The 25,915-nt window shown below is 35.2% G+C and carries 19 protein-coding genes and 6 pseudogenes; 16 read left to right on the top strand and 9 right to left on the bottom strand.

The annotated features are described in order from the left end of the window. Positions 1-28 precede the first annotated feature (28 nt). The gene (locus ACEWFJ_RS21360) at positions 29-1,492 is read right to left on the bottom strand and encodes a nicotinate phosphoribosyltransferase (RefSeq protein WP_253628577.1); all 1,464 of its coding nucleotides are present in this window, start codon (positions 1,490-1,492) and stop codon (positions 29-31) included. A 190-nt stretch (positions 1,493-1,682) separates the two neighbouring features. Here ACEWFJ_RS21360 and ACEWFJ_RS21355 point away from each other — a divergent pair. The 3 genes and pseudogenes from ACEWFJ_RS21355 to ACEWFJ_RS21345 all read left to right on the top strand — a co-directional run bounded on the left by ACEWFJ_RS21355 (position 1,683) and on the right by ACEWFJ_RS21345 (position 5,083). Next, positions 1,683-2,953 (top strand): annotated as a pseudogene (locus ACEWFJ_RS21355) (helix-turn-helix domain-containing protein). A gap of 2 nt (positions 2,954-2,955) precedes the next feature. Next, entirely contained in the window at positions 2,956-3,084 is a 129-nt protein-coding gene (locus ACEWFJ_RS21350; RefSeq protein WP_473689834.1) for an NprX family peptide pheromone, read from the top strand. 313 nt (positions 3,085-3,397) lie between these two features. Further along, positions 3,398-5,083 carry a M4 family metallopeptidase gene (locus tag ACEWFJ_RS21345; protein WP_473689833.1) on the top strand — a complete coding sequence of 562 codons (1,686 nt, stop codon included), beginning with the start codon at positions 3,398-3,400 and terminating at the stop codon, positions 5,081-5,083. Positions 5,084-5,131: 48 nt separating this feature from the next. Here ACEWFJ_RS21345 and ACEWFJ_RS21340 read toward each other — a convergent pair whose 3' ends face one another. Then, the gene (locus ACEWFJ_RS21340) at positions 5,132-5,680 is read right to left on the bottom strand and encodes a TVP38/TMEM64 family protein (RefSeq protein WP_440604345.1); all 549 of its coding nucleotides are present in this window, start codon (positions 5,678-5,680) and stop codon (positions 5,132-5,134) included. A gap of 208 nt (positions 5,681-5,888) precedes the next feature. Between ACEWFJ_RS21340 and ACEWFJ_RS21335 the strand changes: the two genes are divergently transcribed. Then, a complete protein-coding gene (locus ACEWFJ_RS21335) occupies positions 5,889-6,401 on the top strand; it encodes an RNase A-like domain-containing lipoprotein (RefSeq protein ID WP_098309025.1) in 513 nt (170 codons plus the stop codon). Between the two features lie 20 nt (positions 6,402-6,421). Further along, positions 6,422-6,694, top strand: a complete 273-nt coding sequence (locus ACEWFJ_RS21330) for a hypothetical protein (RefSeq protein ID WP_473689832.1) — start codon at positions 6,422-6,424, stop codon at positions 6,692-6,694. Between the two features lie 4 nt (positions 6,695-6,698). On the opposite strand, the gene ACEWFJ_RS21325 is transcribed toward ACEWFJ_RS21330, so the two are convergent. From ACEWFJ_RS21325 to ACEWFJ_RS21315, 3 genes and pseudogenes are all read right to left on the bottom strand, one after another. Beyond that, positions 6,699-7,952 (bottom strand): VanW family protein, encoded by a 1,254-nt coding sequence (locus tag ACEWFJ_RS21325; protein WP_473689831.1) that lies wholly within the window; start codon positions 7,950-7,952, stop codon positions 6,699-6,701. Between the two features lie 287 nt (positions 7,953-8,239). Next, positions 8,240-9,252 (bottom strand): annotated as a pseudogene (locus ACEWFJ_RS21320) (LCP family protein). Between the two features lie 282 nt (positions 9,253-9,534). Beyond that, a pseudogene (locus ACEWFJ_RS21315) lies at positions 9,535-10,712 on the bottom strand (NupC/NupG family nucleoside CNT transporter). A gap of 164 nt (positions 10,713-10,876) precedes the next feature. On the opposite strand from ACEWFJ_RS21315, the gene gloA2 reads away from it, so the two are divergent. The 3 genes from gloA2 (at position 10,877) to ACEWFJ_RS21300 (ending at position 13,021) form a co-directional block, all read left to right on the top strand. Then, the gene (gloA2, locus tag ACEWFJ_RS21310; RefSeq protein ID WP_098309030.1) at positions 10,877-11,263 is read left to right on the top strand and encodes an SMU1112c/YaeR family gloxylase I-like metalloprotein; all 387 of its coding nucleotides are present in this window, start codon (positions 10,877-10,879) and stop codon (positions 11,261-11,263) included. A gap of 113 nt (positions 11,264-11,376) precedes the next feature. Then, a complete protein-coding gene (locus ACEWFJ_RS21305) occupies positions 11,377-12,696 on the top strand; it encodes a hemolysin family protein (RefSeq protein ID WP_473689830.1) in 1,320 nt (439 codons plus the stop codon). A gap of 199 nt (positions 12,697-12,895) precedes the next feature. Beyond that, positions 12,896-13,021, top strand: coding sequence for a hypothetical protein (locus ACEWFJ_RS21300; RefSeq protein WP_301287641.1), 126 nt, complete (start codon positions 12,896-12,898; stop codon positions 13,019-13,021). A gap of 114 nt (positions 13,022-13,135) precedes the next feature. On the opposite strand, the gene ACEWFJ_RS21295 is transcribed toward ACEWFJ_RS21300, so the two are convergent. After that, entirely contained in the window at positions 13,136-14,764 is a 1,629-nt protein-coding gene (locus ACEWFJ_RS21295) for an L-lactate permease (protein WP_473689829.1), read from the bottom strand. A 759-nt stretch (positions 14,765-15,523) separates the two neighbouring features. Between ACEWFJ_RS21295 and ACEWFJ_RS21290 the strand changes: the two genes are divergently transcribed. From ACEWFJ_RS21290 to ACEWFJ_RS21275, 4 genes and pseudogenes are all read left to right on the top strand, one after another. Continuing rightward, positions 15,524-15,811 (top strand): ArsR/SmtB family transcription factor, encoded by a 288-nt coding sequence (locus tag ACEWFJ_RS21290; protein WP_098309033.1) that lies wholly within the window; start codon positions 15,524-15,526, stop codon positions 15,809-15,811. 166 nt (positions 15,812-15,977) lie between these two features. Then, positions 15,978-16,151, top strand: a pseudogene (locus ACEWFJ_RS21285) (transposase); the annotation flags it as partial. After that, positions 16,123-17,247, top strand: a complete 1,125-nt coding sequence (locus tag ACEWFJ_RS21280) for an RNA-guided endonuclease InsQ/TnpB family protein (RefSeq protein ID WP_473689828.1) — start codon at positions 16,123-16,125, stop codon at positions 17,245-17,247. The pseudogene ACEWFJ_RS21285 and the gene ACEWFJ_RS21280, both read left to right, overlap by 29 nt. 268 nt (positions 17,248-17,515) lie before the next feature. Next, a complete protein-coding gene (locus tag ACEWFJ_RS21275; RefSeq protein ID WP_473689827.1) occupies positions 17,516-17,695 on the top strand; it encodes an acid-soluble spore protein H in 180 nt (59 codons plus the stop codon). 32 nt (positions 17,696-17,727) lie between these two features. Here the strand turns inward: ACEWFJ_RS21275 and ACEWFJ_RS21270 are convergent. Continuing rightward, positions 17,728-19,118: pseudogene (locus ACEWFJ_RS21270) on the bottom strand (peptide MFS transporter). A gap of 360 nt (positions 19,119-19,478) precedes the next feature. After that, on the bottom strand, positions 19,479-20,444 hold the full coding sequence (locus tag ACEWFJ_RS21265) for an ABC transporter substrate-binding protein (RefSeq protein WP_473689826.1): 966 nt from the start codon (positions 20,442-20,444) through the stop codon (positions 19,479-19,481). A gap of 242 nt (positions 20,445-20,686) precedes the next feature. Between ACEWFJ_RS21265 and ACEWFJ_RS21260 the strand changes: the two are divergent. The 3 genes and pseudogenes from ACEWFJ_RS21260 to ACEWFJ_RS21250 all read left to right on the top strand — a co-directional run bounded on the left by ACEWFJ_RS21260 (position 20,687) and on the right by ACEWFJ_RS21250 (position 23,553). Continuing rightward, positions 20,687-21,621 (top strand): annotated as a pseudogene (locus ACEWFJ_RS21260) (FecCD family ABC transporter permease). Then, on the top strand, positions 21,618-22,676 hold the full coding sequence (locus ACEWFJ_RS21255) for a FecCD family ABC transporter permease (protein ID WP_429717361.1): 1,059 nt from the start codon (positions 21,618-21,620) through the stop codon (positions 22,674-22,676). Before ACEWFJ_RS21260 ends, ACEWFJ_RS21255 begins: the two are co-directional and overlap by 4 nt. Before the next feature lie 64 nt (positions 22,677-22,740). Further along, positions 22,741-23,553: an ABC transporter ATP-binding protein gene (locus ACEWFJ_RS21250; protein ID WP_440604341.1), complete on the top strand. Its 813-nt coding sequence runs from the start codon at positions 22,741-22,743 to the stop codon at positions 23,551-23,553. A 195-nt stretch (positions 23,554-23,748) separates the two neighbouring features. Here the strand turns inward: ACEWFJ_RS21250 and ACEWFJ_RS21245 are convergent, their stop codons facing one another. Then, on the bottom strand, positions 23,749-24,480 hold the full coding sequence (locus tag ACEWFJ_RS21245) for a class I SAM-dependent DNA methyltransferase (protein ID WP_473689825.1): 732 nt from the start codon (positions 24,478-24,480) through the stop codon (positions 23,749-23,751). Positions 24,481-24,695: 215 nt separating this feature from the next. Between ACEWFJ_RS21245 and ACEWFJ_RS21240 the strand changes: the two genes are divergently transcribed. Next, positions 24,696-25,886, top strand: coding sequence for a glycine C-acetyltransferase (locus ACEWFJ_RS21240; protein WP_473689824.1), 1,191 nt, complete (start codon positions 24,696-24,698; stop codon positions 25,884-25,886). Positions 25,887-25,915 lie beyond the last annotated feature (29 nt).

Genomic DNA, 25,915 nt, shown 5'->3' with positions numbered 1-25,915 from the left:
AAAGGAGAGAAGCGAGATGCTTCTCTCCTTATTTTTTTGTAGAATTTGCAATTTGTTCTCGCACTGTTTGGATATAGTTCATTTTATGGTCCCAGCACGCTTGACTTAAATCGACTGGATATTCTTCCGGATTCAGTGTCCGTTTATATTCTTCCCACAAGGATGCTAGACTGTGTTGTGTGTGGCGTTGAATATCAAGTATGTCTGGCAATTCGTATGTGCGCTGTCCGTTTACGAAAATATCATGATGCAGTTCTTTTGCTTCAAAGTTCGTGACAAACTTACTAATATACGTATGAACAGGGTGGAACATTTTTAAGCGCTCTTCTTGCTGTGGTTCTTCTGTCTCTAATGCAATATAATCACCTTCTGCATGATGATTGGTACGATTGATAATACGATAGAGACGCTTTAATCCTGGTGTTGTAATTTTTTCAGGGTTGGAAGAAATTTTAATCGTGTCGTTTAGTACGCCATTTTCGTCTTCAATACAAACTAGTTTATAAACGGCGCCTAATGCTGGTTGTTCAAATGATGTAATTAATTTTGTTCCAACACCCCATACGTCAATTTTTGCCCCTTGTGATTTTAAATGTAAGATGGTGTATTCATCTAAGTCGCTTGAAGCGATAATTTTTGTATTCGTAAAACCAGCATTATCTAGCATTTTGCGTGCTTCTTTTGATAAGTAGGCCATATCTCCGCTATCAAGACGGATGCCATAAAAATCAATGCGGTCCCCGAATTCCTTTGCTACGCGGATGGCATTTGGTACACCAGATTTTAATGTGTCATACGTATCAACAAGAAAAACGCATTTTTTATGTGTTTCTGCATATTTCTTGAATGCTACATATTCATCACGATACGCTTGTACAAAAGAATGAGCATGTGTGCCGGCAACAGGGATACCAAAACGTTTTCCTGCCCGAACATTACTTGTTGAGGAAAAACCACCGATGAATGCTGCGCGTGTTCCCCAAAGTGCCGCATCAAACTCATGAGCGCGGCGGGTTCCGAATTCAAGGAGTTCATCATCACCAGCTGCATGCTTCATCCGTGCAGCTTTTGTTGCGATTAATGTTTGGTAGTTCACAATATTTAAGAGGGCCGTTTCAATAATTTGTGCTTCTCCAAGTGGTGCTTCTATGCGTAAAAGCGGTTCATTATGAAAGACAACTTCGCCTTCCTGCATACTACGAATGGATCCGCTAAACTTCATATTTTGTAAGTAGTGTAAAAAATCTTCCTCAAATTGAAGTTCCTTTAGATAGGCAATATCACTATCTGTAAACCCAAAGCTCTCCACATACTCTATAATCTTTTCAAGCCCTGCAAAAATAGCATAACCGTTTTCAAAAGGTAGCTTGCGAAAGTATAAATCAAATACTGCACGGCGGTTATGAATATTATCTTTCCAATATGTATAAGCCATATTAATTTGATATAAGTCTGTGTGTAAGGCGTAACTATCGTCTTTATAATGCGTCATAACGTAAACACCTCCATATATTGGTTATAGTATACCTCTTTTTTTATTTTTTTGCTAAATACCATAAATGTTATAAAGTGAAAATAAATAAAAAAATCATTCAGAATATTTTTATTTATCAATTTATCTTTCGTTTAATTTTATGTATTATTAAGGTAATAGGGTATAAAGTAGAATGGAGGAGGGACGTATGCGGCAAAATTTAGAAAAAATGGGTAAGCAAATTTTTTACAAGCGACTCCAACAAAAAATGACACAAGAAGAGCTTTGTCAAGGCATTTGTTCCGTCTCATATTTAAGTAAAATTGAAAATGGGCGAATTGAAGCTTCTGAGGAAATATTGCAGTTGTTATGCGCAAGATTAGAGATTGCGGTTTCAGATTTAAGAGATATTGAAGCGGAAGTGAAAGAGAAGTTGGAGGAGTGGTTAAGGGCTCTAGTTCACTTAGATAAGCATAGAGTTGAAAATTTATATAGAGAACTAGAAAGCGAAATGAAGCAAATTGTCGATTTTGAAATTGTAAATTACTATAAATTGTTATATACACGGTATTTAATTATGAAGAGAAATATACCAGCCCTTAAAGAAGAGTTGGAGAGACTTAAGAAAGTTTATAAAAAATACTCCCCATTTCAGCAACTGTTATATAAGTATAGTCAAGCTTTATGCTATTGCCTACAACATAAGTGGCAAGAGGGATTACAGTTTTTAGTTCAGACAGAACTAATGGCAAAAGAACAAAATTATTATGAAACCGGAATTTATTATAATTTAGCACTTGCATATAGTCATTTAGAAATTCCACACATGGCACTTCATTTTGCTAATATTGCTATGGAAGGATTTCGAAATGAATATAAGTTCCGAAATGTGATTAATTGTCAAATTGTCGTTGCGTTAAGCTACGTTGAAAAAGGACAGTATGATGAAGCATTAAAAATTTATGAAAGTATACTGCGTGAAGCGGATTCTTTTTCAGGAAAAGATGTATTGATGTCAATCGTATTAGGTAACATTGGCAATATATATTATAGAAAGAAAAAGTATGAAGAAGCTAAAAAATATTATATAGAAAGTTTACAATATCAAAAAGAAGAAGATGTGAACTACGTCGATACGTTATATGAGATGGCTATTCAATGTATTCACCTTGAACAATTAGAAGAAACAAAAGAGTGGATTGATAAGGCAATAATTTCTGCTAAGAAAGATGAAAGGTGTAATACGAAGTTGTACTTACTCCTTATGCTTCGTTATAAGTATTTTACAGAACCAAGTGTATATAAAGTATTCTTAGAAACAGAAGCGATACCTTTTTTAAAAGTGCAGGAAGTATAAAAGAATTAAAGAAAGTATATATTGAGCTTGCTGAATACTTCTCTAATTCTTTTCAGTTTAAAGAAAGTAATGATTATTATAAATTAGCAATTGAAGCGCTCGAAATGACACGGGAGGGATAAGGATGAAAAAAGTAGTAATAGGTATCATTTTAACAGTAGTGTCAGTAGTTGTATTAGCTGATACACAATATACTCAAAAACCAGATATTTTTGGACAAGCAGCTAATGAAACTGAAGTTGTAAATATATAATTCAATTAAAAAAATTCCTATCTATTTAAATTGTACAGTTTAATAAAAAGATCTTTACAAACTCAAGAACTTAAAAGGTGGTTTCGGTATTGTACCGAGGCCATCTTTTTTAGTGTTCACTGATAGCGATGATAATTGTAATCTTGCATATAATCATCTATCCTCCCTTGAGAGATTTTTTCAAAAATTGCTCGTCAAAATTCTACAAAACTTGAGAAAGAAATTATTTCAATTTTCAGTATTTTAATAGTGGAAACTTAATGCTACTATAAAGCTACTCTTTTAAAAAAACTTTTGCTAGGGGGAAGAGAATATGAAGAAAAAGAGTTTAGCGTTTGTGTTAGCAGCTGGAATGGCAGTAACAACATTTGGGGGAACAAGCTCTGCGTTTGCAGAATCAAAGAATGTACTTTCCACAAAGAAATACAATGAGACAGTACAATCTCCTGAGTTTGTATCGGGCAATCTAACTGGTGCATCAGGAAAGAAGGCAGAAACTGTTGTATTTGATTATTTAAATGCTTCTAAAAAGGATTATAAACTAGGCGCAAAAAGTGCAGAAGAATCTTTTAAAGTACAACAAGTTACAAAAGACTCTGTTGGCGATGCAACAGTTGTCCGTTTACAACAAGTATATGAAGGTGTACCAGTATGGGGATCTACCCAAGTGGCTCATGTTGGGAAAGATGGTGCATTAAAAGTTGTATCAGGAACAGTTGCGCCTGAGTTAGACAAGAAAGAGAAATTGAAAAACAAAAATAAAATTGAAGGAGAAAAAGCAATTGCAATTGCACAACAAGACTTAGGGTTCACTCCAAAGTATGAAGTAGAGCCATCTGCGGATTTATATGTATATCAAAATGGTCAAGAAACAACATATGCATATGTTGTGAAATTAAACTTCTTAGATCCAGAGCCAGGAAACTATTATTATTTCATTGAAGCTGATAGCGGTAAAGTTTTAAACAAATATAATACAATTGATAATGTAACAAATGACAATAAGTCACCAATTAAACCTGCAGTTGGATCTACTACTAAGCCTGTAACAGGAACAAATAAAGTAGGGACAGGTAAAGGTGTACTAGGTGACACAAAGTCTATTAATACAACATTATCTGGATCTAGCTATTATTTACAAGATAATACACGCGGTGCAGCAATTTACACATACAATGGGAATAACCGTACTACTCTTCCAGGAACGTTATGGGCGGATGCAGATAATATCTTTAATGCTAGTAATGATGCAGCAGCAGTGGATGCTCATTATTATGCAGGTGTAACGTATGATTACTATAAAAATACGTTTAACCGCAATTCTTATGACAATGCCGGTGCAGCGTTAAAATCTACGGTTCACTATAGCAGAAGCTATAACAATGCCTTCTGGAATGGATCACAAATGGTGTATGGGGATGGAGATGGAACTACATTTGCTCCGTTATCTGGTGGTTTAGATGTAATTGGACATGAACTAACACATGCTGTGACAGAAAGAAGTTCTAATCTTATTTATCAAAATGAATCTGGTGCATTAAATGAGGCAATTTCTGATATTTTTGGAACGTTAGTAGAATACTATGATAACCGTAATCCAGATTGGGAAATTGGTGAAGATATTTATACACCTGGTAAAGCTGGGGATGCGCTTCGTTCTATGAGCGATCCAACAAAGTATGGTGACCCAGATCATTATTCTAAACGTTATACAGGAACGAGTGATAATGGCGGCGTTCATACAAATAGTAGTATTGTCAATAAAGCTGCTTACTTATTAGCAAATGGCGGTACGCATTATGGTGTAACGGTAAATGGCATTGGTAAAGATAAAGTAGGTGCAATCTACTATCGTGCAAATACAGTATACTTAACTCAATCTGCAACTTTCAGTCAAGCTCGTGCTGCCTTAGTACAAGCAGCAGCTGACTTATACGGCGCAAGCTCTGCAGAAGTGACGGCTGTGAAGCAATCATATGATGCAGTTGGTGTGAACTAAGTTCCACTCCCTTTATATAATGAAAAAAGGAGCAAAATGCTCCTTTTTTCATTGTTTCTTCCATGTTTTCCACACATAAAACAAGCCGATACAACCAGCAATGGCAATAATCCACTTTGCTTCATTCGTTCCGTTCATAACGTGATAGGTGGAATACACTTCAATAAGTAATGCTGGTATTTTACCAAGTGTACTAGCGACGCTAAAAGTTAGAATGGACATCGTTCCAAGAGATGCAAACAATGTAACAATGCCAGAAGGGATAAAGGGAACGAGGCGAAATGATAAAACGAGAAAGAAAGCTTCTTTTCCTTGTACATAAAGAAGTCTTTGTACTTTTGGGTATTTATCTATATTTTTTTGAGCAGTTTTTTGAAAACCAAGACGATATAAATAAAAAGAGATGATAGCTCCCAATGCTTCCCCGGTAATGGATATGAGTGTTCCTTCTGTTACTCCAAATAGTGTGATATTAATAGCAGTTAAAAAAATACTAGGAATAAAGGCTGCTAAGCTAATAAGAATATTGAGTAAAATGCTAAGTGGGATTGCAACTGTTTGATGCGCTGTGAGAAAAGAATGAATCGTTTCTTCCATATGAATTAAATTTCCTTTACCTTTTTAAGCATTACACCATATTTTTCATATGGAGACAATAGAATAGTTAAATAAAAAATCTTATTTATATGCTCTATATTGGTATTGTTAGGGGAGAAAGGGGTATCTGTTGTACGTGATAGTTTCTCTAAGAGCTAAAATTGACTTTTTCTAAAGATAATACAATAATCATGGAAGAGGTGATACGATGAAACGATTACGGAATGTTGTTATAAGCGTAATGCTTATGATGATACTTGTATTAAGTGGATGTTCAGGACAGCAACAAAAACAAACCACATCGAAAGAAAATAGTGCAGCAGTTGTAAATGTTAGTGACAACATTTTAGATGAAATGGAAGGACCGCCGAAAAATGGCCATACGTTAGAGCGTCACGTTGGCAAAACAGAAGAGCAATTAAAAGAACGATTGCGTACAGATAAAGTATCGGCTGCAAGTACATATTACGATAAAGAAACGGCAACAAAGGCGGTAAAAGATAGTTTAAAGCAGCATGAAAAAGAAATTAATACATGGCTGAAAGAATCGAAGGAAAACCGTCTTGTATTGAATACAAAGCATGCGTTTCCAGTTGGAAAAACAGTATTAAAAAAAGATATGCGTGTAAAAGATGGACTTCGTAATACAGTGACTGTGTTGCAGAAAGATAAGGGGAGTGAGCTAGGCTTTAAAATTATTACTTCTTATCCTTCTGAATAAATAAGAAAGGAGAGAGATTTATGTATTCGACATTTCAATATTTCCTTAAGGCATATTGTACACTAAGTATATATGAAGAAGAAATGACTGATCTTATGCAACAATTTAAAGAACAGGAAGAACAAGAAACGAGAGAGAAATTATTACAAGAATTTGTTCAAATGCAAAAAATAGAAGATTGGAAGAAAGTGTGTCAAGAAGCTGAGCGGTATGGGAATCGTATATGGACAATAGAAGAAACAAAAGCACATATTAATAATTTTGTTTCTATATTACAAAACAAAAAGGCGTGAATCATCACGCCTTTTTGTATATGCTTTTTGAAATTTGACCGTTGGAGAGTACTTGCCCGTTTTGTGTTACTTTTTTATATGTTACAGCCACAATGTTTTTATCTGTTTCACTTATAACTTTCGAAGAAACTTCTACATTTTTTCCTGTATCTGTACCGAAAATACGAGCAGTTACACTACTGCCATCCGTGAATGATTGAATGTAAATATACTTACCAGTATTATTTGTAAATTTCAAATCAGGACCATAGTCAGCGACAGCTGCATCTTGACCAAGTGGTAAGTAATGGACTGGTAAAGAGTGATTACTCCGGGCTACAACTCCTAAGTCAGCACGCAATACAGCACCATATAATGTGCTGCTTACTTGGCAAACACCACCGCCGGCACTTTGTTCTACTTTTCCATTTACATATACAGCCGCTGATTTATAGCCATGGGCTGCATCTGTAATGCCAACGCGGTTGTTAAAGCTAAATGTTTCACCGGGTGCAACAAGTACTCCTGTTAATGTGTTGGTAGCACGTTGTACGTTAAATGTTTGATTCGCATTTCGGCCAGCCAACGGAGTAGAATATTCAGCAATTACTCCTTGAATCCCCATGTTTTTCACATCTTCTGTTGAGTGTTCCGGTTTCACTGCTGTAATTGGAATTTGGATGTCCTGTTTATTTGTAGTAATTGCTTCTGTTGTTAAGGATTTTAATTTTTCTTTATCAACTTTCTCGCCATCTTTACTTTCGCTAATATTAACCGTTGTTCCAGAAACAGATAACTCTGCATTAACAGGCTCTACTAGGAGGTCATTGTATTTCTCTTTTATAAATGCATCGTATTTTGCTGTGTTTATAGAAGGATCTAGCTTATAGTCACGCTTTAGTTCACCTTTTTCAGCTTGTTTACGCATTTTATAACGATTAGAAATATTGCTCTGTTGTTCTTTGAAAATTTCATCCGCAACATTTGTACCCTTATATTCAACGCCTAGTTCTTGCCAAGTATATGTCTGTGTGTTGTCTTGGAAGGTGTAGTTCACGGATTTTTTATTTAATTCATCAACTTTTTGTTGAACAATTTGTTGAACGTCTGCTTTCGTTTTGCCATCTAAGGAAATACCTTCAAATGTTGTGTGGGGTAAAATGTATGTATCTAACTGATTATTCAATTTGGATACATATTGATAAGCGCTAACACCGCCAGCACAAAGAATGATTCCACCGGCAATCGCAGAGCCAATAATCCAATTACGTAGTTTCATTTATTTCCCCCAAAATAAAATTTTTAGGCTATGTATGATATGTATTATTTCTAACGTATAAAATGATAAAAAGAGTATTAATTACACACTAGTATACTATTAATTTTATTGTCTGTGTAATATTTTTGTAAAAAAACGTTACATTTTTGTAATATAATTTCCTTTAATTAGAATTTTCATGTGGAGAATCAAAGAAATTCTTTCTTGTATTGCAGTATGAAATGTATGTTTAAAGATAAGCGGATATAAGAAAAAAACCAGCTGTTGTATACAACAGCTGGTTTTTCTTATAGTTTCTTATGATCTGACTTACCAGTAACACCAAGGTGGTTTTGTAGTTCTTCAGAAATAGATTGAACACTTTCTTCTTCAGGGACGTAATAATATATGCCATCGATATATTCGTCTTTTCCTTTTATTTGCAATTTATCCATTTTCAGATCAGAACTCATCATATTTTTGGTAATTGCCATCATATCATCGAAAGTTAAGTTTGTTTTGATATCGTGGTCTACCGCATCCAGTAAGCCACCAAGTTTGTCAATTGAATTCATAGATAATGCTTTTTCAGCGATTGCTTCTAAAACAAGTTGTTGACGTTGGCCGCGCATATAGTCAGTATCAATATGGCGTGTTCTCGCTAGCGCAAGTGCTTGTTCGCCATTTAAGTGCTGACGACCTTTTTCAAGGTGAATAGCATCAGGATTGTCTTTACTATCTTGTTCAGTAAATGTAACTGGTACATCTACATCAATGCCGCCAAGAGAATCAACAATTTCTATAAATGATTCAAAGTTAAATTTTACGTAATAATCAACAGGAACATCTAAAAAACGTTCTACTGTATCAATTGTACTATCAACACCACCGAATGCATGTGCATGGTTAATTTTATCTTCTTTTTTCGTGATGGAATATATACTCGAGAATCGCGAGGAATGCTTAATAGTTTTACAGATTTATCGTTTTTATTAATTGTTGCAAGTAATAATGCATCTGTACGAGTTGCAGTTCCGTACTCTTTTTCTCGGGTCTTACTTTCATCTACACCCATGATTAAGATGGAAACATTATCTGTCATCGGCTTCACTGCTTTTTCGCGCTTTGCCGATTTATCTCCTCGTCCTAATTCTGAGAATGCACCGTTTGCAACAGCTTGTGCTTTGTTATATATGTGGAAGAAATAGCTGCCTCCTCCAATAATCACAAGGAATAAAGGAATGAGAACAAACCATAGTATACGCTTTTTCTTAGAACGCTTTTTTGCCGCTCTATCTGTCGTTTCTAAATCAGGCTTCATTAATCTTTCTCCTTTTAAACAATCAATTAAAATATTTTCTTATAATTTTTAAAAAAGGCACACTTTCTATTGTACATAAATATAAGGGGTTTTCACTATAAATTTTTAATTGACATCAAAATGAAATATATGAAATATATAATTTTATATATTTCATTTTGATGTCACACTGTATGAAAAGTTCCTAGACAAAAAACAGATGCCTTACACATAATTAAGGCATCTGTTTAAGAATTATTGTATACAAAAAATAAAGGAAAAAAGATTAAAATCTTATCTATTTTAAATCATAATACTGACAATAATTGCAGATAGAATACTTACTAAGGTTGCTCCGTATAGGAGCTTTAAGCCAAATCTGGCAACAACATTTCCTTGTTCTTCATGTAAGCTTCTTACTGCTCCTGAAAGAATTCCAATAGAAGAGAAATTTGCAAAAGATACTAGAAAGACAGAAATAATACCTATCGTACGAGGAGAGAGTGTATTCGCAAGTTTATTTAAATCCATCATGGCCACAAATTCATTTGTAATAAGCTTTGTCGCCATAATACTGCCTGCTTGTACAATTTCTGCAGCAGGTACGCCAATAATAAAAGCAATTGGAGAAAATGCATACCCAAGTAATTGTTGAAATGTAATACCAAAAATGATTGCAAATAAACCATTAATAGCGCTTATAAGAGCAACGAAACCGATCAACATTGCTCCAACAACAACTGCGACACGAAATCCATCTAAAATGTACTCTCCTAGCATTTCGAAGAAAGTTTGTTTTTCTTCCTTGACTTCTAAAATATCTTCTTCGTCTTTCACATCGTATGGATTAATGATTAATACGATAATAAATCCACTAAATAAGTTTAAGACGAGAGCAGTTACAACATACTTTGGTTCAATCATCGTCATATAGGCACCGACAATGGACATGGATACTGTAGACATTGCTGAAGCACATAGTGTATATAGACGATGTTTTGGAATTTGTCCGAGCTGTTTTTTTACAGTAATAAACACTTCTGATTGTCCGACAATAGCAGAGGCAACTGCGTTATAGGACTCTAATTTACCGAGGCCATTTATTTTACTAAGGAAAAAACCAATCCATCGAATAACGAATGGTAAAATTTTGAAGTGTTGTAAGATTCCAATTAAGACAGAGATAAATACAATTGGAAGTAAAACGTTTAAAAAGAAAGACATTTCGCCTTTGTTTAATAAGCCACCAAATACAAAGTTTACACCTGCCGCAGCATATTTTAATAACTCATTAAATAAATTTGAAATTGCTGTTACAAAGATAAGTCCCATTTGTGTATTTAATAATAGGAACGTTAAGATTAATTGTATAATAAGCATGATAAGAATCGGCTTGAACTTAATATGTTTTCTATTGTTACTTGCTATAAAAGCAAGAAAAAAACAACAATGAGTCCGAGCACAAATGTAAAAAATTTCATAGTAACCCTCCTGTATGAATAGTTTTCTCTTGCCTTACTGTCCGTAAAAACCTGATTGGTGAGAGCTTTCCATCAGTGGGATGAAAAAACATACTGATGGAAGTTTCACTTTATATATAGGTTTTTCATTTCATAGAAGAATATACAAGAAAGGAAAAGATACGATGAATATTACTCATGTTCACCACATCGCAATTATTTGTTCAAATTATGGAGTATCAAAAAAATTCTATACAGAAGTACTCGGTTTTCAAGTTCTACGTGAAGTATATCGAGAAGAAAGAGAGTCATATAAGCTTGATTTATGTGTTGGAGATACATATCAAATTGAATTATTTTCATTTCCTAATCCTCCAAGGCGAAAAAGTTTTCCGGAGGCAGCGGGATTGAGACATTTAGCGTTTGCTGTTGAATGTATAGAAGAAGCTGTTTCATATTTACAGCAGCATGGTATACAAACTGAAGCAATTCGAATCGATGAAATTACTGGAAAACGTTTTGTATTTTTCCAAGATCCAGATGGTTTACCACTTGAATTATATGAGAAATAAAAATTGGTGAAATTTATACAGTTTTTCTTATGAGGGAAAGAGAGAAAATAAAGAAAGTTAAACTTATCTTTGCAGGAGGTGTAACCTTAGTTGTCTGCAGCTAAGGGAGATACTTGGAAATAGGGAATTTAATACTGGTTGCAGTTTTAATTGCGTTAACGGGTTTTTTTGTTGCAATTGAATTTGCGATTGTCAAAGTACGCAGTAGTCGTATTGATCAACTCGTAGGAGAAAAAAGGCGAGGAGCAATAGCGGCAAAAAAAGTTATTTCTAATTTAGATGAATATTTGTCAGCCTGTCAGTTTGGAATTACAATTACGGCACTTGGACTTGGATGGTTAGGTGAACCAACTGTAAAACATGTATTAGAGCCTATATTGATTAAATTTCAAATCTCTCCTTCAATTGCTAGTACTGTATCTTTTGTTATTGCATTTGCTGTTATTACTTTTTTACATGTTGTAATTGGTGAATTAGCACCAAAAACATTTGCAATTCAAAAGGCAGAACACATTAGTCTGATGTTTTCAAAGCCATTAATTTATTTTTATCGCATTATGTATCCATTTATTTGGACATTAAATCATGCCGCTCGTTTTGTGACAAGTTTATTTGGACTAAAACCTGCTTCTGAACATGAAGTTGCACACTCAGAAGAAGAGCTCCGTCTCATCTTATCAGAGAGTTATGAAAGCGGGGAAATTAATCAAGCGGAATTTAAATACGTAAACAATATTTTTGAATTTGACAATCGTCTTGCGAAAGAGATTATGGTACCACGGACGGAAATTGTTGGATTATATGCCGAAGATTTATTTGAAACACATATTGAAATTATTCGACAAGAAAAATATACAAGATACCCAGTATTTGGTGAAGACAAAGATGAAGTTATGGGAATGGTGAATGTGAAAGATTTCTTCATCCGTTATATAGATGGAGAAAAACGAGAAGCAAAATCAATCACGACATATACAAGACCAGTTATTGAAGTAATGGAAAACATTCCAATACATGATTTATTGTTGAATATGCAAAAAAAACGTATCCCACTCGCTATTTTATATGACGAATACGGTGGAACCGCAGGGCTTGTTACACTTGAGGATATTTTAGAAGAGATTGTGGGAGAAATTCGAGATGAATATGATGAGGATGAACATCCACCTATTCAACATGTTAGTGACAATTGTAAAGTTGTGGATGGGAAAGTGTTAGTAAGTGAAATTAATGATTTGTTTGGTTTGCATTTGGATGAACATGATGTTGATACAATTGGTGGTTGGTTGATGATGCAAGGACAGCCTATTGCAGAAGGAGATGCTATTGTTGTTGGTGAGTGGACATTTACTATCCTTGAAAAAGATATTCATCAAATTAAGCGAATAGAGATAAAAAAATTGGAAACGGAAGGAAAAGCAGCAGCTTTATAAAGTGAAACTTCCATCAGTGTGGAGGGGTCATCCCTCACTGATGGAAAGCCCACCCAATCGAGCTTTTACGGGCAATTATCCCCACCTATCGTCTTCGATTCTCTCTACATCTTGAGGTGGGGGTCTTACTGCCCGTTAATGCAGGATAAATAGCTGTTTTTTCTTATTAATAGGGCATTATAGTAAATGAAGAAAGACGATGTGCGTTTTTTGTATTGGAAAAAATAAGAAAATATTAGGATCATGGGGAATTTTAGCAGGAGAAGAGGTTAAGAAAAATCATTTTGCATTTGGAGTAACGTTAGAACCAATTGTCCATGTTTAGATGCTAGATGCTTGTAATAGCTTAGAGTTGAGGATCCATTAGGGGGCATGAAGTATTGTATTTAAGTGAATAAATAAAGCAAAAGGCTGATGAACGAGTCATCAGCCTTTTGTATTAGAAAATATGGAACACAGCGTTCAGTTGAAGTAAGCTAATAATTAATAAGAAGATTAAGCTGTATTTCATTGTCATTTTAAATAGCTCTGATTCTTTACCAACTATTCCAACTGCCGCGCAAGCTACAGCAACTGATTGTGGTGATACCATTTTTGCCATTGTACCGCCTACTACGTTTAAGGCAACAAGAGTAGAAGGGTTGATATCTAATTGAGCGGCTGTAACAGCTTGAAGAGGTGCAAATAGAGAGCCGCTAGATACTACAGAACCTGTTATGAATACGCCAATCCAACCTAAGATTGGAGAGAATATTGGAAAGATTTTTCCAGTAGATGAAAAGGCTAATCCAAGAGTTGAAGACATACCAGAATAGTTTGTTACATATGCTAATGCAATTACACTACAGATTGTATAAATTGGTGCTTTTAACTCTTTTAATGTTTCAACAGTTAATTCTTTTATTAACTTACCGCTTACACGGAATACAAGTAAAGATACGATAATTGCAAGTACAATTGCAGTAGTTGTTGATGAGAATACATCTAACTTAAAGATTGCTGGAAACGGTGTATTTGCTTTAACGATTGGCGCTGTTTTAATCACGTGATTGTGCAGGCCAGGTACTTGAATATTCCATATTAAGTTACTTAATGCACCATCTGGAGCGAATAAGGCTTTTACTGGTTTTAAGTTGAAAATTGTTACAAATACAGTTAAGAATACAAATGGTGACCAAGCATATAAAATTTGTTTCATAGTATAACTATGTTTTTCTGTCTGTTTTTGTTTTGTTTTACTTTTTTCTGAAGATTTCGGCTGCCATACACGTAAGAATAATGCTAATGCAATCATGCTGACAACAGCTGCGAAAATATCAGTAAGTTCTGCACCAAGGAAATATGTTACAACGAATTGAGTAAGAGCGAAAGAACCGCCGCTTACAAGAATACCCTGCCAAGTTTCTTTAATTCCTTTAAAACCATCAACGATTGCAACAAGTAAGAATGGTAATACAAAGCTAATGAAAGGTAATAATGTTACAGCTTGACGACCAACAATTAATGGATCTAGTTGTGTTAATTGAGCAGGTACTGTAACTGGAATACCCATTGCTCCCATCGCACCACCAGCAATATTGGCAACTAAACAAATACCAGCTGCTTTTAATGGGTTAAAGCCCATACCTACAAGTAATGCTGCTGTAATAGCGACTGGTACACCGAAACCTGCTGCACCTTCTAAGAAAGCACCGAAAGAATAAGCGATTAATAACACTTGAAGACGAGGATCGCTTGTAATGCTAGAAATGCTATCACGAATGACGTTAAATTGCTCAGTTTTTACAGTTAGTTTGTAAAGGAAAATTGCTGCGATAACAATTGTACAAATTGGATAAAACCCGGCTGCTACACCAAAGGCAGCGGATGATACAACCATAGTTGCTGGCATCTTATAGACAAATATAGAAAGAATAATAGCTAAAATAACGCTATAGAGTCCAGATAAGTATCCTTTAATTTTAAACACTGTTAAACATAGTATAAAAAATAAAATTGGTAGAGCGGCTACAAGTGCTGATAGCCAAATGTTGTGTAATGGGTCGTAAACCTGTGTCCATGTACTCATAATTGCGACATCTCCTATATATAATTTGTGAAGTTATTCACATTATTTGTGAAACCATTCACAATCAACTTACATTGTTAGTATAGTCTCCCTCGGCACTATTGTCAACGTGGAAAAGTATAATTATTCCATAGAACACTCAACTGTAAAAATTCTGCTACATTTTATGAATAAATTGGAAAGAACTAAAAGAATCTGTGTACAGGAAAGAGTGTACATAGATAGGATACGTTATAAATTGTTTATCTATTCTTTCATAATTTTTATTATTATTGATTTTATCCCGCTATTTGCGGGCAGTAATATTCCTACCTCAAAATTCGGTGAAAGTAAAGAAGTTAGGCGGGAGATAAACTACCCGTAAAAGCCCGATTGGTTCAACTAATAATCAGTGGGGGATGAAGAAAACCCCCACTGATTAAAGTTTCACTTTATATGTTTTATCCTGAACAAACGGACAGTAAGACCTCTGCCGTAGGAACAAAGAAAATGGATAGAGGATATGACCTGTAAAAAATATAACAAAAATATTGAGAAAATTACTTTGGAAGGCAATGAATGTCATTAGAGATACTTTGCTTTTTTTCTGAGCCATATAGTATAATATTCAAACATCAAAAGAGAGTTTTCTCTTTAATATAAAGGGGGAAGGTAATTTTTATTGTTGTAAATTATTCAGTATAAAATGTAATAATAGGAAGAAATATAAAAATAAACATGTACAAATAGAAAAATAAAAAGAAAAAATGAGGGGAAATTATGTATCAAAATCAATTTGAGTGTCGTATTTCAGAAGAGGATGTACAAATGTTGCGAGCGCTAGCTCATCCGCTTCGTCTGCGTCTTGTAATGGAGCTTATGCAGCGTGGAACTTGTAACGTAACACAGCTACAGAAAGTATTAGAAATTCCGCAATCTACAGTATCACAACATTTAACGAAGTTAAAGCAAAATAAAGTCGTACGTTTTGAAAGACGTGGTTTGGAAGTATATTATCAAGTGTACAGCGATAAAGTAAGTGAAGTTGTAAAAACATTATTTTCTTAAAATTTGGATATTATGGAAAAAAGGTATGTATTTGTACATACCTTTTTTTGTGAATTGAACAAAAATTTAACATACTTCCAAAAGAATTCCCCTTCCTCAAGGAATGAGAAGGGTGAAGCCCAATGAGTAGGGAGGGGATGAATTTTGGTTGGCGTAAGCCAAAGGAATGAAAAAGGAATTTCCTCAAATAAGACAGAAATTATAGAAAGAATACTTTTGATCTCAAAGTTATTGTTTGCTGACTGTAGGCGGTGCACCATTAGAAATTCTAAAGCAATACAGAAACACAAGGACAAAACTAATGGGAGGTGATGACAATGTTGTTGAATCAAAAATATGAAATCTTTCCAACAGAAGCGCAAAAAGAAGTGCTAGACCGTTGGTTACAATATTGTCGTCAAACCTACAATTCTGCCTTGTTAGACAAAGAACGGAAATATAAGCAAAATAAAGAAAATTACAATCGTTATGATATGCAAAGACAACTTACATTGGAAAAGGATACGTATCCTTTTCTAAAAGAAATGCCTTCTCAGCCGCTACAAGAAGTTTTTGCACGTCTGAAAAAAGCGTTTGATAATTTCTTTCGTAAAGATGCAAAGTATCCAAAACAGAAAAAGTATAAAGACTACACGAGTATGACATTTCCGCAATTTGGATTCAAACCGAACGGAAAGCATCGCTATGCCATGTCTTTTTCTGATAACGGTAAGTTATACAATAAAAAATTGGGAGAAATAGATATCCTACTCCACAGACCACTCGAAGGAACAATTAATCAACTGATTCTCAAACGTCAAGGGAAAAGATGGTACGCTATTTTCTGTGTCGAAAGACAAGTGGCACCATCTGGTATCGATACCAATCGTGCGATAGGAATTGACGTGGGATTACATAAGTATGCCGTTCTTTCTAATGGTTCAGAGTTTGAAAACCCTAGATTTCTCCGTGAAAAAGAAAAACAACTAAAGAGAGCACAGCGAAAACTTTCTAAGAAGAAAAAAGGTTCTGCTAACTTCATAAAACAAGTCGAGCGTGTTCGCAAGCTACATGAAAAAGTAGCGAACCAGCGCAGAGATTTTCTTCATAAACTCAGTTACAATCTAGCAAAAGATTATTCCGTTATCGTTGTAGAAAATCTGAACATTCGTAACATGGTTAGAAACAGAAAATTATCGAAATCTATTTCTGATGCAGGGTGGGGAATGTTTCGAAACATGCTTACTTACAAATGTGAAAATCATGGCGGTGTACTCATCAAAGTAGAACCAAAGTATACTTCACAAGACTGTTCTTTTTGTGGAAATCGTGTGAAGAAGTCTCTTTCTATTCGTACTCACATTTGTACAAAGTGTGGAACGGTATTGGATAGAGACTATAACGCGAGCCGGAACATCTTACAAAAGGGATTAGAAGAATTGATTGCCACAAACTAAAGTCTACAAACTGTAGGGCAAGGTTATGTCCGAACAGTATAATCTACGCCTGTGGAGACTGTGTAAGACGCAGTGGGACACCCCACTATGCAACAGTCTATGAAACAGGAAGCCCCTTCTTCAATCAGACCGGAAGGTGGATAAGGGGGTTATTCACAGTGAGACTGTGACTTTAGGTCATAGAAGTGAAGGAGGATAAATGGGATAAAATTCATCCAGACATGGCAATATAAAAAAGAATGTAATAAAGAATAAGGAGGGACCAATAGTGGATATAAAGCGAGCAAAACAAATTTTATCATCATCAAGTAGAATTGACGTTACATATCACGGTGTGCCTATCTGGATTGAAAGCTGTGATGAGGCAAGTGGACTTGCTAATGTACACGATATAAAAACACCAAATGAAACAGTACAAGTAGATATTACTGCATTAGAAGAGCATTAAAAAAAGCGGAGAAATTTCTCCGCTTTTTACATTTATTCCATCATACGTGCAATTTTTTTAGAGAACATAAGAAGTACTAAACCTAATACAATTACGATAATACCGATGCTTGAGAATACTTCTAAATAACCTAAAGATTGTGTATAAGCTGCTAATTTACCAGCTAGCCAGTTTGCACAACCAGTACCAGCCATCCATACACCCATTAATAAAGAAGCTAACTTTACAGGAGCGATTGCACTTACCATAGATAAACCGATAGGTGATAAGAATAGCTCACCAATTGTATGGAATACATATGTGATAACAATAAATAGTAAGTTTGCTTGTACAGCAATATGAGCTTCATCGCTACCTGTTTTTAGAACTGCTAATGTTAATACAAGGTAACCGATTCCTAACAGAATCATACCAAATGCCATTTTTGTTGGGATTTTTAAATCGCCATTTTTTGTTTTAGAAAGTTTTACCCATAATGCAGAAACAACTGGTGCTAATAAAACGATAAACAATGGGTTAACAGATTGGAACCAAGAAGTTGGAACTTCCCATCCGAAAATAGTACGATCAACGAATTTATCTGTATAAAGAGTTAAAGAACTACCTGCTTGTTCGAAGCCCGCCCAGAAGAAGACAACGAAGCAAGTTAAAATGATAATTGCCCAAGTACGGTTTTTCTCTTGTTTTGTTAAAGGTTTTTTCTCGATAACTTTTGCAGCGCTATCTGCTGATTTTTTACCAACAACTGTTGTTCCGATATCACCAAGATAACGTTTAGCTAGTAAGTTAAAGAGAATTTGACCAACAATCATACCAATACAAGCAGCTAAGAAGCCGTATTTGTATCCTTTTACCATAACGCCGTTAACAGTTGATGCAAAGAAATCTTCTGCTAAGAAACCACAAAGTAACGGTGCAATTAAAGCGCCTAAGTTAATACCCATGTAGAAGATTGTGAAAGCAGAGTCACGGCGTTTATCATTTTCACCGTAAAGTGAACCTACAAGAGTTGAAATGTTTGGTTTGAAGAATCCATTACCGATAATTAATAATCCTAATCCTAAGAAGAGTCCAGTTTTTGTATTCATTGAGAAAAGAGTAAAGTTACCAGCTGCCATAATAATACCGCCAATAGTAATCGCATGGCGTTTTGTTATGAAGTGGTCAGTTAGCCAACCGCCAATAATTGGTGTGAAATATACGAGCATTGTAAATGTACCATAAAGTTGTACAGCGGCTGCTTTGTCAAATCCTAGCCCCCGCTAACAACTGCAGTTGTTAAATAAAGAACTAAAAGACTACGCATTCCGTAGTAGCTAAATCTTTCCCACATTTCTGTAAAGAACAACAAATATAATCCCGGAGGATGTTTCTTTGGTGATTGTTGTTCTTCAGCTTTGTTTAACTTTAAAGCTGCATCCATATTTCTTCCTCCTAATCCTGTCCTGTATAACGGATATTTATGTAATCATTTTAATTTACAAAATATTTAGAAGTCAATAGAATTATATGGAAATATAATAAAAAAATTTCGCCAATTCTATAAAAACGTCTTTGTTTTTTGTATTTTCCCCTGAAAACCTTAAAATAAGCGTTTTCAAGTGCATTCTTTTTCATCTGAAAGAACGAAAAAGAAACACTAATCAGAAAATTCAAATTAAAATAACTTTTCTGATATACAGAATATTTTTTTGGTATACTTTTGAAATATAACATATTTTGAATAAGAATACAAAATTAAAAATAACTCCTGTGTATAGGAGTTATTTTTTTACGAGATATTTTATTTTACAAAGCGCTTTTCAATGTCATCTAACATTAAATTAGCAGCTATTACACCACCAGCTGTATTCCAAATCACATCGTCAACTTTATATGCTTTACCGTTTTTCACTGCATTTAAGTTTTGGAATAGAGGATCGCTCGTATATTCTTTTTCTAATTCAGAACCTTTGTTTTCATTTCCTTTATTGTATGTGAAGTAGAATAGTATATCGCCATCCATTGCAGGGATTCGCTCTTTTGATACGTTACGTTCTGCAAAATCATTTTTATTTTGATCACCAGGACGTTTGAAACCAAGTTCTTTTAAGATAACCCCAGAGAATGTATCTTGATGATAAATACGAACATCACCAGGCATAAAGCGTACCATAGAAATTTCTTGATTTACTTGATCACCAATTTTTCCTTGTAGGTCTTTTATGCGCTTGTCATAATCAGCTAGGACTTTTTGACCTTCTTTTTCTTTATTCACTGCTTTTGCATAAAATTTAAAGTTTTCTTTCCACTCACCGCGCAGTGTTTCTGAGAAAACAGTAGGAGCAATGCTATTTAGCTGCTCGTACACTTTCTCCTGACGCATTTTGTTACCGATAATTAAGTCGGGTTTTAAAGCAGCGATTGCTTCGAGATTGACTTGGAGTTCGTCACCGACAGGCTTTGTATTTTTCAATTTATCTTTCGTATGCGGATACCATGGGTCACCAGTTGGTGGTTGTGCAGCTCCCACTGGTGTTACACCAAGAGAAAGTAAAGCTTCTGCTCCCTCATTTGTTAAAACAACAACACGTTTCGGATTTGCAGGAACTTCAGTTTTTCCCATTGCGTGTTCAATTGTAATCGTATCTTGTTTATCTTCTTTTTTAGGCTCAGCTTTGTCAGTGGTTTTACCACATGCCCCTAAAAGAAGTGAGAACGATAGTATAAGTGCAAATAATACAAATGATTTTTGCTTGATGAAATTCATTATGTATCCCCCTTGTATTTATTGAGAATCCTTTTCAATTACAAGGTTGATATTAAGGTGTTATGAATAGATTGTCAATACTAATTGAAAATAATTATTATTATCATTGACAAGGCGAATTCAGCTACAATACACTAAAAATGTATTAGTATGCATTAAAGGAGAAACGCTGCATGTTATTAAAAACAAATCAAGCAAAATGGATTGGGCTATTTGTTGGAATCGTTGCAGTTATTACTTGTATTTGGGGGAGTATTATTTTTGGATATACAAATACAAGTTCGAAACTAGCACTGGATGCTTTTTTCCATTTTAATGGTTCAAATGAACATATTATTATTCAAAACGTACGTCTTCCTCGTGCGCTTATCGCAGCTAGTGTTGGTGCTAGTTTAGCTATCGCTGGTTGCCTTATGCAAACTTTAACCAAAAATCCGCTTGCTGCTCCAGACTTTATCGGATTAAACTCAGGTGCTTCTTTTTTATTGTGGTTGCGACTGTTGTTTTTTCCGTGACATCTTTATCAGCGTTTACGTGGATTGCCTTTTTAGGAGCGGCAGTTGCCGCGGTATTCGTATTTGCTTCTAGTTCTTTAGGAAAAGAAGGAGCAACTCCGCTTAAGTTAACATTAGCCGGGGTAGCAATCAGTGCTTTATTTTCTTCTTTAACACAAGGATTACTTGTGTTAAATGAAAGTGCACTAGAAGAAGTTTTATTTTGGCTTGCTGGTTCTGTACAAGGTAGAAAGTTAGAAGTATTGCAATCTGTATTTCCATATTTATTAGTTGGATGGATTGCTGCTCTTATAATGGCTGGGAAAGTGAATACACTCATGATGGGAGAAGATGTAGCGAAAGGATTGGGACAACGAACCGTACTGATGAAATCGTTAGTATTCTTCATTATTGTACTACTATCAGGTGGCTCTGTTGCAGTTGCAGGTCCAATTGGATTTGTTGGGATTATTATACCTCATTTCGCAAGAGCACTTGTTGGTGTAGACCATCGTTGGATCGTGCCCTATAGTGGGCTATTAGGCGCAATATTATTGTTACTTGCAGATATTGCTGCAAGATATATTATTATGCCACAAGAAGTTCCAGTTGGAGTCATGACAGCATTTATTGGGGCACCATTCTTTATTTATATTGCACGTAAGAGAGGGCTTAGCAAATGAAGAAGTATATTCCGTTTCGTGTAGGAAAAGACGGCCTCTCGTTTTTAATGTATAAACGAGCTTGTCTCGTCCTATTGGGTTTACTAGTTGTTTTAATTGGGTTATTCTTTGCAAGCGCTGGTATGGGAGAGATGAAAGTAGCTCCATATGATGTATGGCAAGCAATTACCGGAAATGGCGATGCGATGTCAAATATGGTTGTAAACCAATTTCGGATGCCACGTATTTTAATTGCAATTCTCGTAGGGATAGCTCTTGCTGTAGCGGGCTGTATTTTACAGGGCCTTGTTCGAAATCCCCTTGCTTCTCCTGATATTATTGGAATTACAGGTGGTGCAAGTGTAGCAGTTGTACTATTCCTTGCTTTATTTAGTGATAAAAATAATGCATTAACAGTAAGTATTCAGTATATGCCGCTGGCGGCCTTTATTGGAGCGACCGTTGTTGCGTTTTTTGTATATTTATTTGCATGGAGAAATAATGGATTATCAGCGATTAGCCTTGTTTTAATTGGCGTTGGATTTTGGGCGTTAACGAAAGCAGCGACAACTTTATTTATGCTGTTAGCCCCTATATATCAAACGAGTCAAGCAAATATTTGGATTACTGGTACTGTTTACGGATCCTCATGGGAAAATGTGGCGATATTAGCACCTTGGGTTCTTATTTTAACAGCGGTAGCATTTGTAGCTGCCAGACATTTAAATGCACAAGAACTTGGTGATGATATTGCTACCGGACTTGGCATCCCCTTAACCAAATCACGTTTTTTCCTGCTACTCCTTAGTACGGCGTTAATTGGAGGAGCAGTTGCTTTTGCGGGTGGAATTGGGTTTGTTGGTTTAATGGCGCCGCATATTTCAAGAAGATTAGTTGGTTCTTTATACGGTGCATTACTTCCAGTAGCAGCTGTTGTCGGGGCAATTTTAGTACTTGCTGCAGATTTAATTGGACGCACAGTCTTTGCTCCGCTTGAAGTTCCAGCAGGTGTATTTACATCAGCAATCGGTGCTCCGTATTTTATTTATTTACTTTATAAAAGTCGAAATTCATAAAGGTAAAGAAAAAATACATAGATGATTTACTATCTATTAAAAAACGGAGTAAAGGAAGAGAAACATGCAAAAAGCATTAGAGACTAAATCGTTAACATTGTCTTATGGTGAAACAATTATTATTGATGAATTAGATTTAGAAATTCCAAAAGGAAAAATTTCGATTTTTATAGGTTCAAATGGCTGTGGGAAATCTACTTTATTACGTTCACTTGCCCGTTTATTAAAACCTACATCCGGGGATATTTTATTAGGGGATCAAGTTATTCAAAATATGCAAACGAAGCAAATTGCCCGCCAGCTTGCGATTTTACCACAAGGTCCACAAGCACCAGAAGGAGTAACTGTTCTTCAGCTTGTTAAACAAGGGCGTTATCCATACCAAACATGGCTAAAGCAATGGTCGGAGCAGGATGAAGAAATGGTGTGGAAAGCACTAGCTGCAACGGGAATGACCGAATTTGCAGAACGAGATGTTTACGCCCTTTCTGGTGGACAACGTCAGCGTGCATGGATTGCAATGACGCTTGCACAGGATACAGATATCATTTTATTAGATGAGCCAACAACATATTTAGATATGACACATCAAATTGAAGTGCTTGATTTATTATTTGAGTTAAATGAGAATGAGCAACGGACAATCGTAATGGTGCTGCATGATTTAAATTTAGCTTGTCGTTATGCAGATCATATTGTAGCAATTCGTGATAAACAAATTTATGCACAAGGCAAACCAGAAGATATTATTAATGATAAGCTTGTACGTGATGTTTTTCGTATGAATTGTGAAATTATAAGAGATCCGTTATTTGGTACACCGCTTTGTATACCGCAAGGAAAGGGAAGACGCATACTCCCGCAAGCGGTTAATTAAAAGAGAAAAAACATAAAGTGAAACTTCCCTCAGTGGGAGGGCTTCATCACCCACCGAGGGTTAGTTGAACCAATCGAGCTTTTATGGGCAGTTATCCCCCCGCCTATCTTCTTCGATTTTCTTTCAATCTTGAGGTGGGGGGCTTACTGCCCGTTAATGCGGGATAGGAAAGGGCGATGAATCATCATCGCCTTTTTACTTTGTACATGAAAATAATAGAAACAAAGGGATACGCAGTCTACGTTCATATTCTTCTCCACTTTGAAAATACTGAGGTTCTGGTGCTGCTTCGCGTAAACTATTAATTGTAAAACCAGCTTTTTGTAAGGAGAAGAAGTATTGCTCAATTGTACGATGATATTTAACAACTTCCTCATTAATCCATGGCTCGACGCGTTTGCCAGTTTTAAAATAATCATCAACAAGCCAGCTAGTTCGTTTTCCACTTAGTTGTAAGCTTTCAAATGCGGAAGTAATAACCGGGTGTTGAACACTAAAGGCGAAAGTGCCTCCAGTTTTTAACGTTTGAAAAATCTGTCTGAAAGTATCATCAATATGTTCAATATAGTGAAAGACAAGTCTAGATGTAACGATATCAAAAGTAGAATTGGGGTATGTATAGTCTTTGAGGTTTAGAAGATGGACAATTCCATTTGTATTCTTTAATTGTTTTTGAGCTTCTTCGTACATACGATGAGAGCCTTCGATTCCGGTATAAGATTGGCAGCCTTTTTGTAGTAACTCTAGTCCAAATTGTGCATCACCGCAGCCAAGATCAAGTATACTTTTATCTTTTATATGACCAAGTAACTGTAAGAGAGCAGGTTTTTCAATTGTGTCGTTTGGGTTATCGGTTCGATGTCTACGTTTCATATATTGGTCAAAAAATAAATTCTCATTGTAAACGTCAGATTCTGTATATGACATTCAACCATCTCCTTGAAAACATTTTTTCTATTATAAAAAAATCCAAATAATAATAATAGATTTCTGTAATTATATAAGATATAATCGTTAGTTGTAAGCGTTTACTTTTAGCTATTTTCCTATAATAATTTTTCGAAACGTGTTAAGCTATTAAAGGGAGTATTGTCTATATTATGATAATGCTTTCTTTATATGAATGATAGGGAGGTTTCGCGATGTCTAGCAAAACACTTGACAAATTTTTAGTAGAAAACCTAGATGATTTGAAATCAAAGGGGCTTTATAACGTTATTGATCCGCTTGAAAGTTCTAATGGACCAGTTATTACAATTGGCGGAAAAGAATATATTAATTTATCTTCAAACAACTACCTTGGTTTAGCAACGGATGAGCGTTTAAAAGAAGCAGCAATTGGCGCAATTCATAAATATGGCGTTGGTGCAGGTGCTGTTCGTACAATTAACGGTACGCTTGATTTACATGTGAAATTAGAAGAAACAATTGCAAAGTTTAAACATACAGAAGCAGCAATCGCATATCAATCTGGTTTCAACTGTAATATGGCAGCGATTTCAGCTGTTATGGATAAAAATGACGCAATTCTTTCTGATGAATTAAATCATGCATCTATTATTGATGGTAGCCGTTTATCAAGAGCAAAAATTATTGTATATAAACATTCCGATATGGAAGATTTACGTAAAAAAGCAATCGAAGCAAAAGAATCTGGCTTATACAATAAATTAATGGTTATTACAGACGGTGTATTCTCAATGGATGGCGATGTAGCAAAACTACCAGAAATCGTTGAAATTGCAGAAGAACTAGATTTAATGACTTATGTTGACGATGCACACGGTTCTGGCGTACTTGGAAAAGGTGCTGGTACGGTTAAACATTTTGGACTATCTGATAGAGTAGATTTCCAAATCGGTACATTATCTAAAGCAATTGGTGTAATTGGTGGATATGTTGCTGGTAAGAAAAACTTAATCGATTGGTTAAAAGTTCGTTCACGTCCGTTCTTATTCTCGACAGCGTTAACACCAGCTGATGCAGCAGCATGTATGAGATCAATTGAAATTTTAATGGAAAGCACAGAGCTTCATGACCGTTTATGGGAAAATGGTCGTTATTTAAAACAAGGCTTAAAAGAGCTTGGCTTTAACATTGGGGAAAGTGAAACACCAATCACACCTTGTATTATTGGTGATGAAGTATTAACACAACAATTTAGTAAACGTCTAAATGAAGAGGGCGTATATGCAAAATCAATTGTGTTCCCAACTGTAGCAAAAGGAACAGGCCGTGTTCGTAATATGCCAACAGCAGCACATACGAAAGAAATGCTTGATGAAGCAATTCGTACGTATGAAAAAGTTGGGAAAGAAATGGGAATTATTTAACACATTCGCATCTATGAAAGCTTGCAAAT

Source organism: Bacillus sp. EA-CB0995, assembly GCF_055814245.1.
This window is presented reverse-complemented; position numbering and strand designations above follow the sequence as displayed.

Bases quoted from the DNA above. Each gene is read 5' to 3' on its own strand.
- ACEWFJ_RS21250 (WP_440604341.1), top strand. From the start codon at position 22,741: ATGCAAAAAGCATTAGAGACTAAATCGTTAACATTGTCTTATGGTGAA.
- ACEWFJ_RS21330 (WP_473689832.1), top strand. From the start codon at position 6,422: ATGTATTCGACATTTCAATATTTCCTTAAGGCATATTGTACACTAAGT.
- ACEWFJ_RS21340 (WP_440604345.1), bottom strand. From the start codon at position 5,680: ATGGAAGAAACGATTCATTCTTTTCTCACAGCGCATCAAACAGTTGCA.
- ACEWFJ_RS21360 (WP_253628577.1), bottom strand. From the start codon at position 1,492: ATGACGCATTATAAAGACGATAGTTACGCCTTACACACAGACTTATAT.
- ACEWFJ_RS21295 (WP_473689829.1), bottom strand. From the start codon at position 14,764: ATGAGTACATGGACACAGGTTTACGACCCATTACACAACATTTGGCTA.
- ACEWFJ_RS21290 (WP_098309033.1), top strand. From the start codon at position 15,524: ATGTATCAAAATCAATTTGAGTGTCGTATTTCAGAAGAGGATGTACAA.
- ACEWFJ_RS21300 (WP_301287641.1), top strand. From the start codon at position 12,896: ATGTGCGTTTTTTGTATTGGAAAAAATAAGAAAATATTAGGATCATGG.
- ACEWFJ_RS21325 (WP_473689831.1), bottom strand. From the start codon at position 7,952: ATGAAACTACGTAATTGGATTATTGGCTCTGCGATTGCCGGTGGAATC.
- ACEWFJ_RS21255 (WP_429717361.1), top strand. From the start codon at position 21,618: ATGAAGAAGTATATTCCGTTTCGTGTAGGAAAAGACGGCCTCTCGTTT.
- ACEWFJ_RS21265 (WP_473689826.1), bottom strand. From the start codon at position 20,444: ATGAATTTCATCAAGCAAAAATCATTTGTATTATTTGCACTTATACTA.
- gloA2 (WP_098309030.1), top strand. From the start codon at position 10,877: ATGAATATTACTCATGTTCACCACATCGCAATTATTTGTTCAAATTAT.
- ACEWFJ_RS21240 (WP_473689824.1), top strand. From the start codon at position 24,696: ATGTCTAGCAAAACACTTGACAAATTTTTAGTAGAAAACCTAGATGAT.
- ACEWFJ_RS21350 (WP_473689834.1), top strand. From the start codon at position 2,956: ATGAAAAAAGTAGTAATAGGTATCATTTTAACAGTAGTGTCAGTAGTT.
- ACEWFJ_RS21335 (WP_098309025.1), top strand. From the start codon at position 5,889: ATGAAACGATTACGGAATGTTGTTATAAGCGTAATGCTTATGATGATA.
- ACEWFJ_RS21280 (WP_473689828.1), top strand. From the start codon at position 16,123: ATGACAATGTTGTTGAATCAAAAATATGAAATCTTTCCAACAGAAGCG.
- ACEWFJ_RS21245 (WP_473689825.1), bottom strand. From the start codon at position 24,480: ATGTCATATACAGAATCTGACGTTTACAATGAGAATTTATTTTTTGAC.
- ACEWFJ_RS21345 (WP_473689833.1), top strand. From the start codon at position 3,398: ATGAAGAAAAAGAGTTTAGCGTTTGTGTTAGCAGCTGGAATGGCAGTA.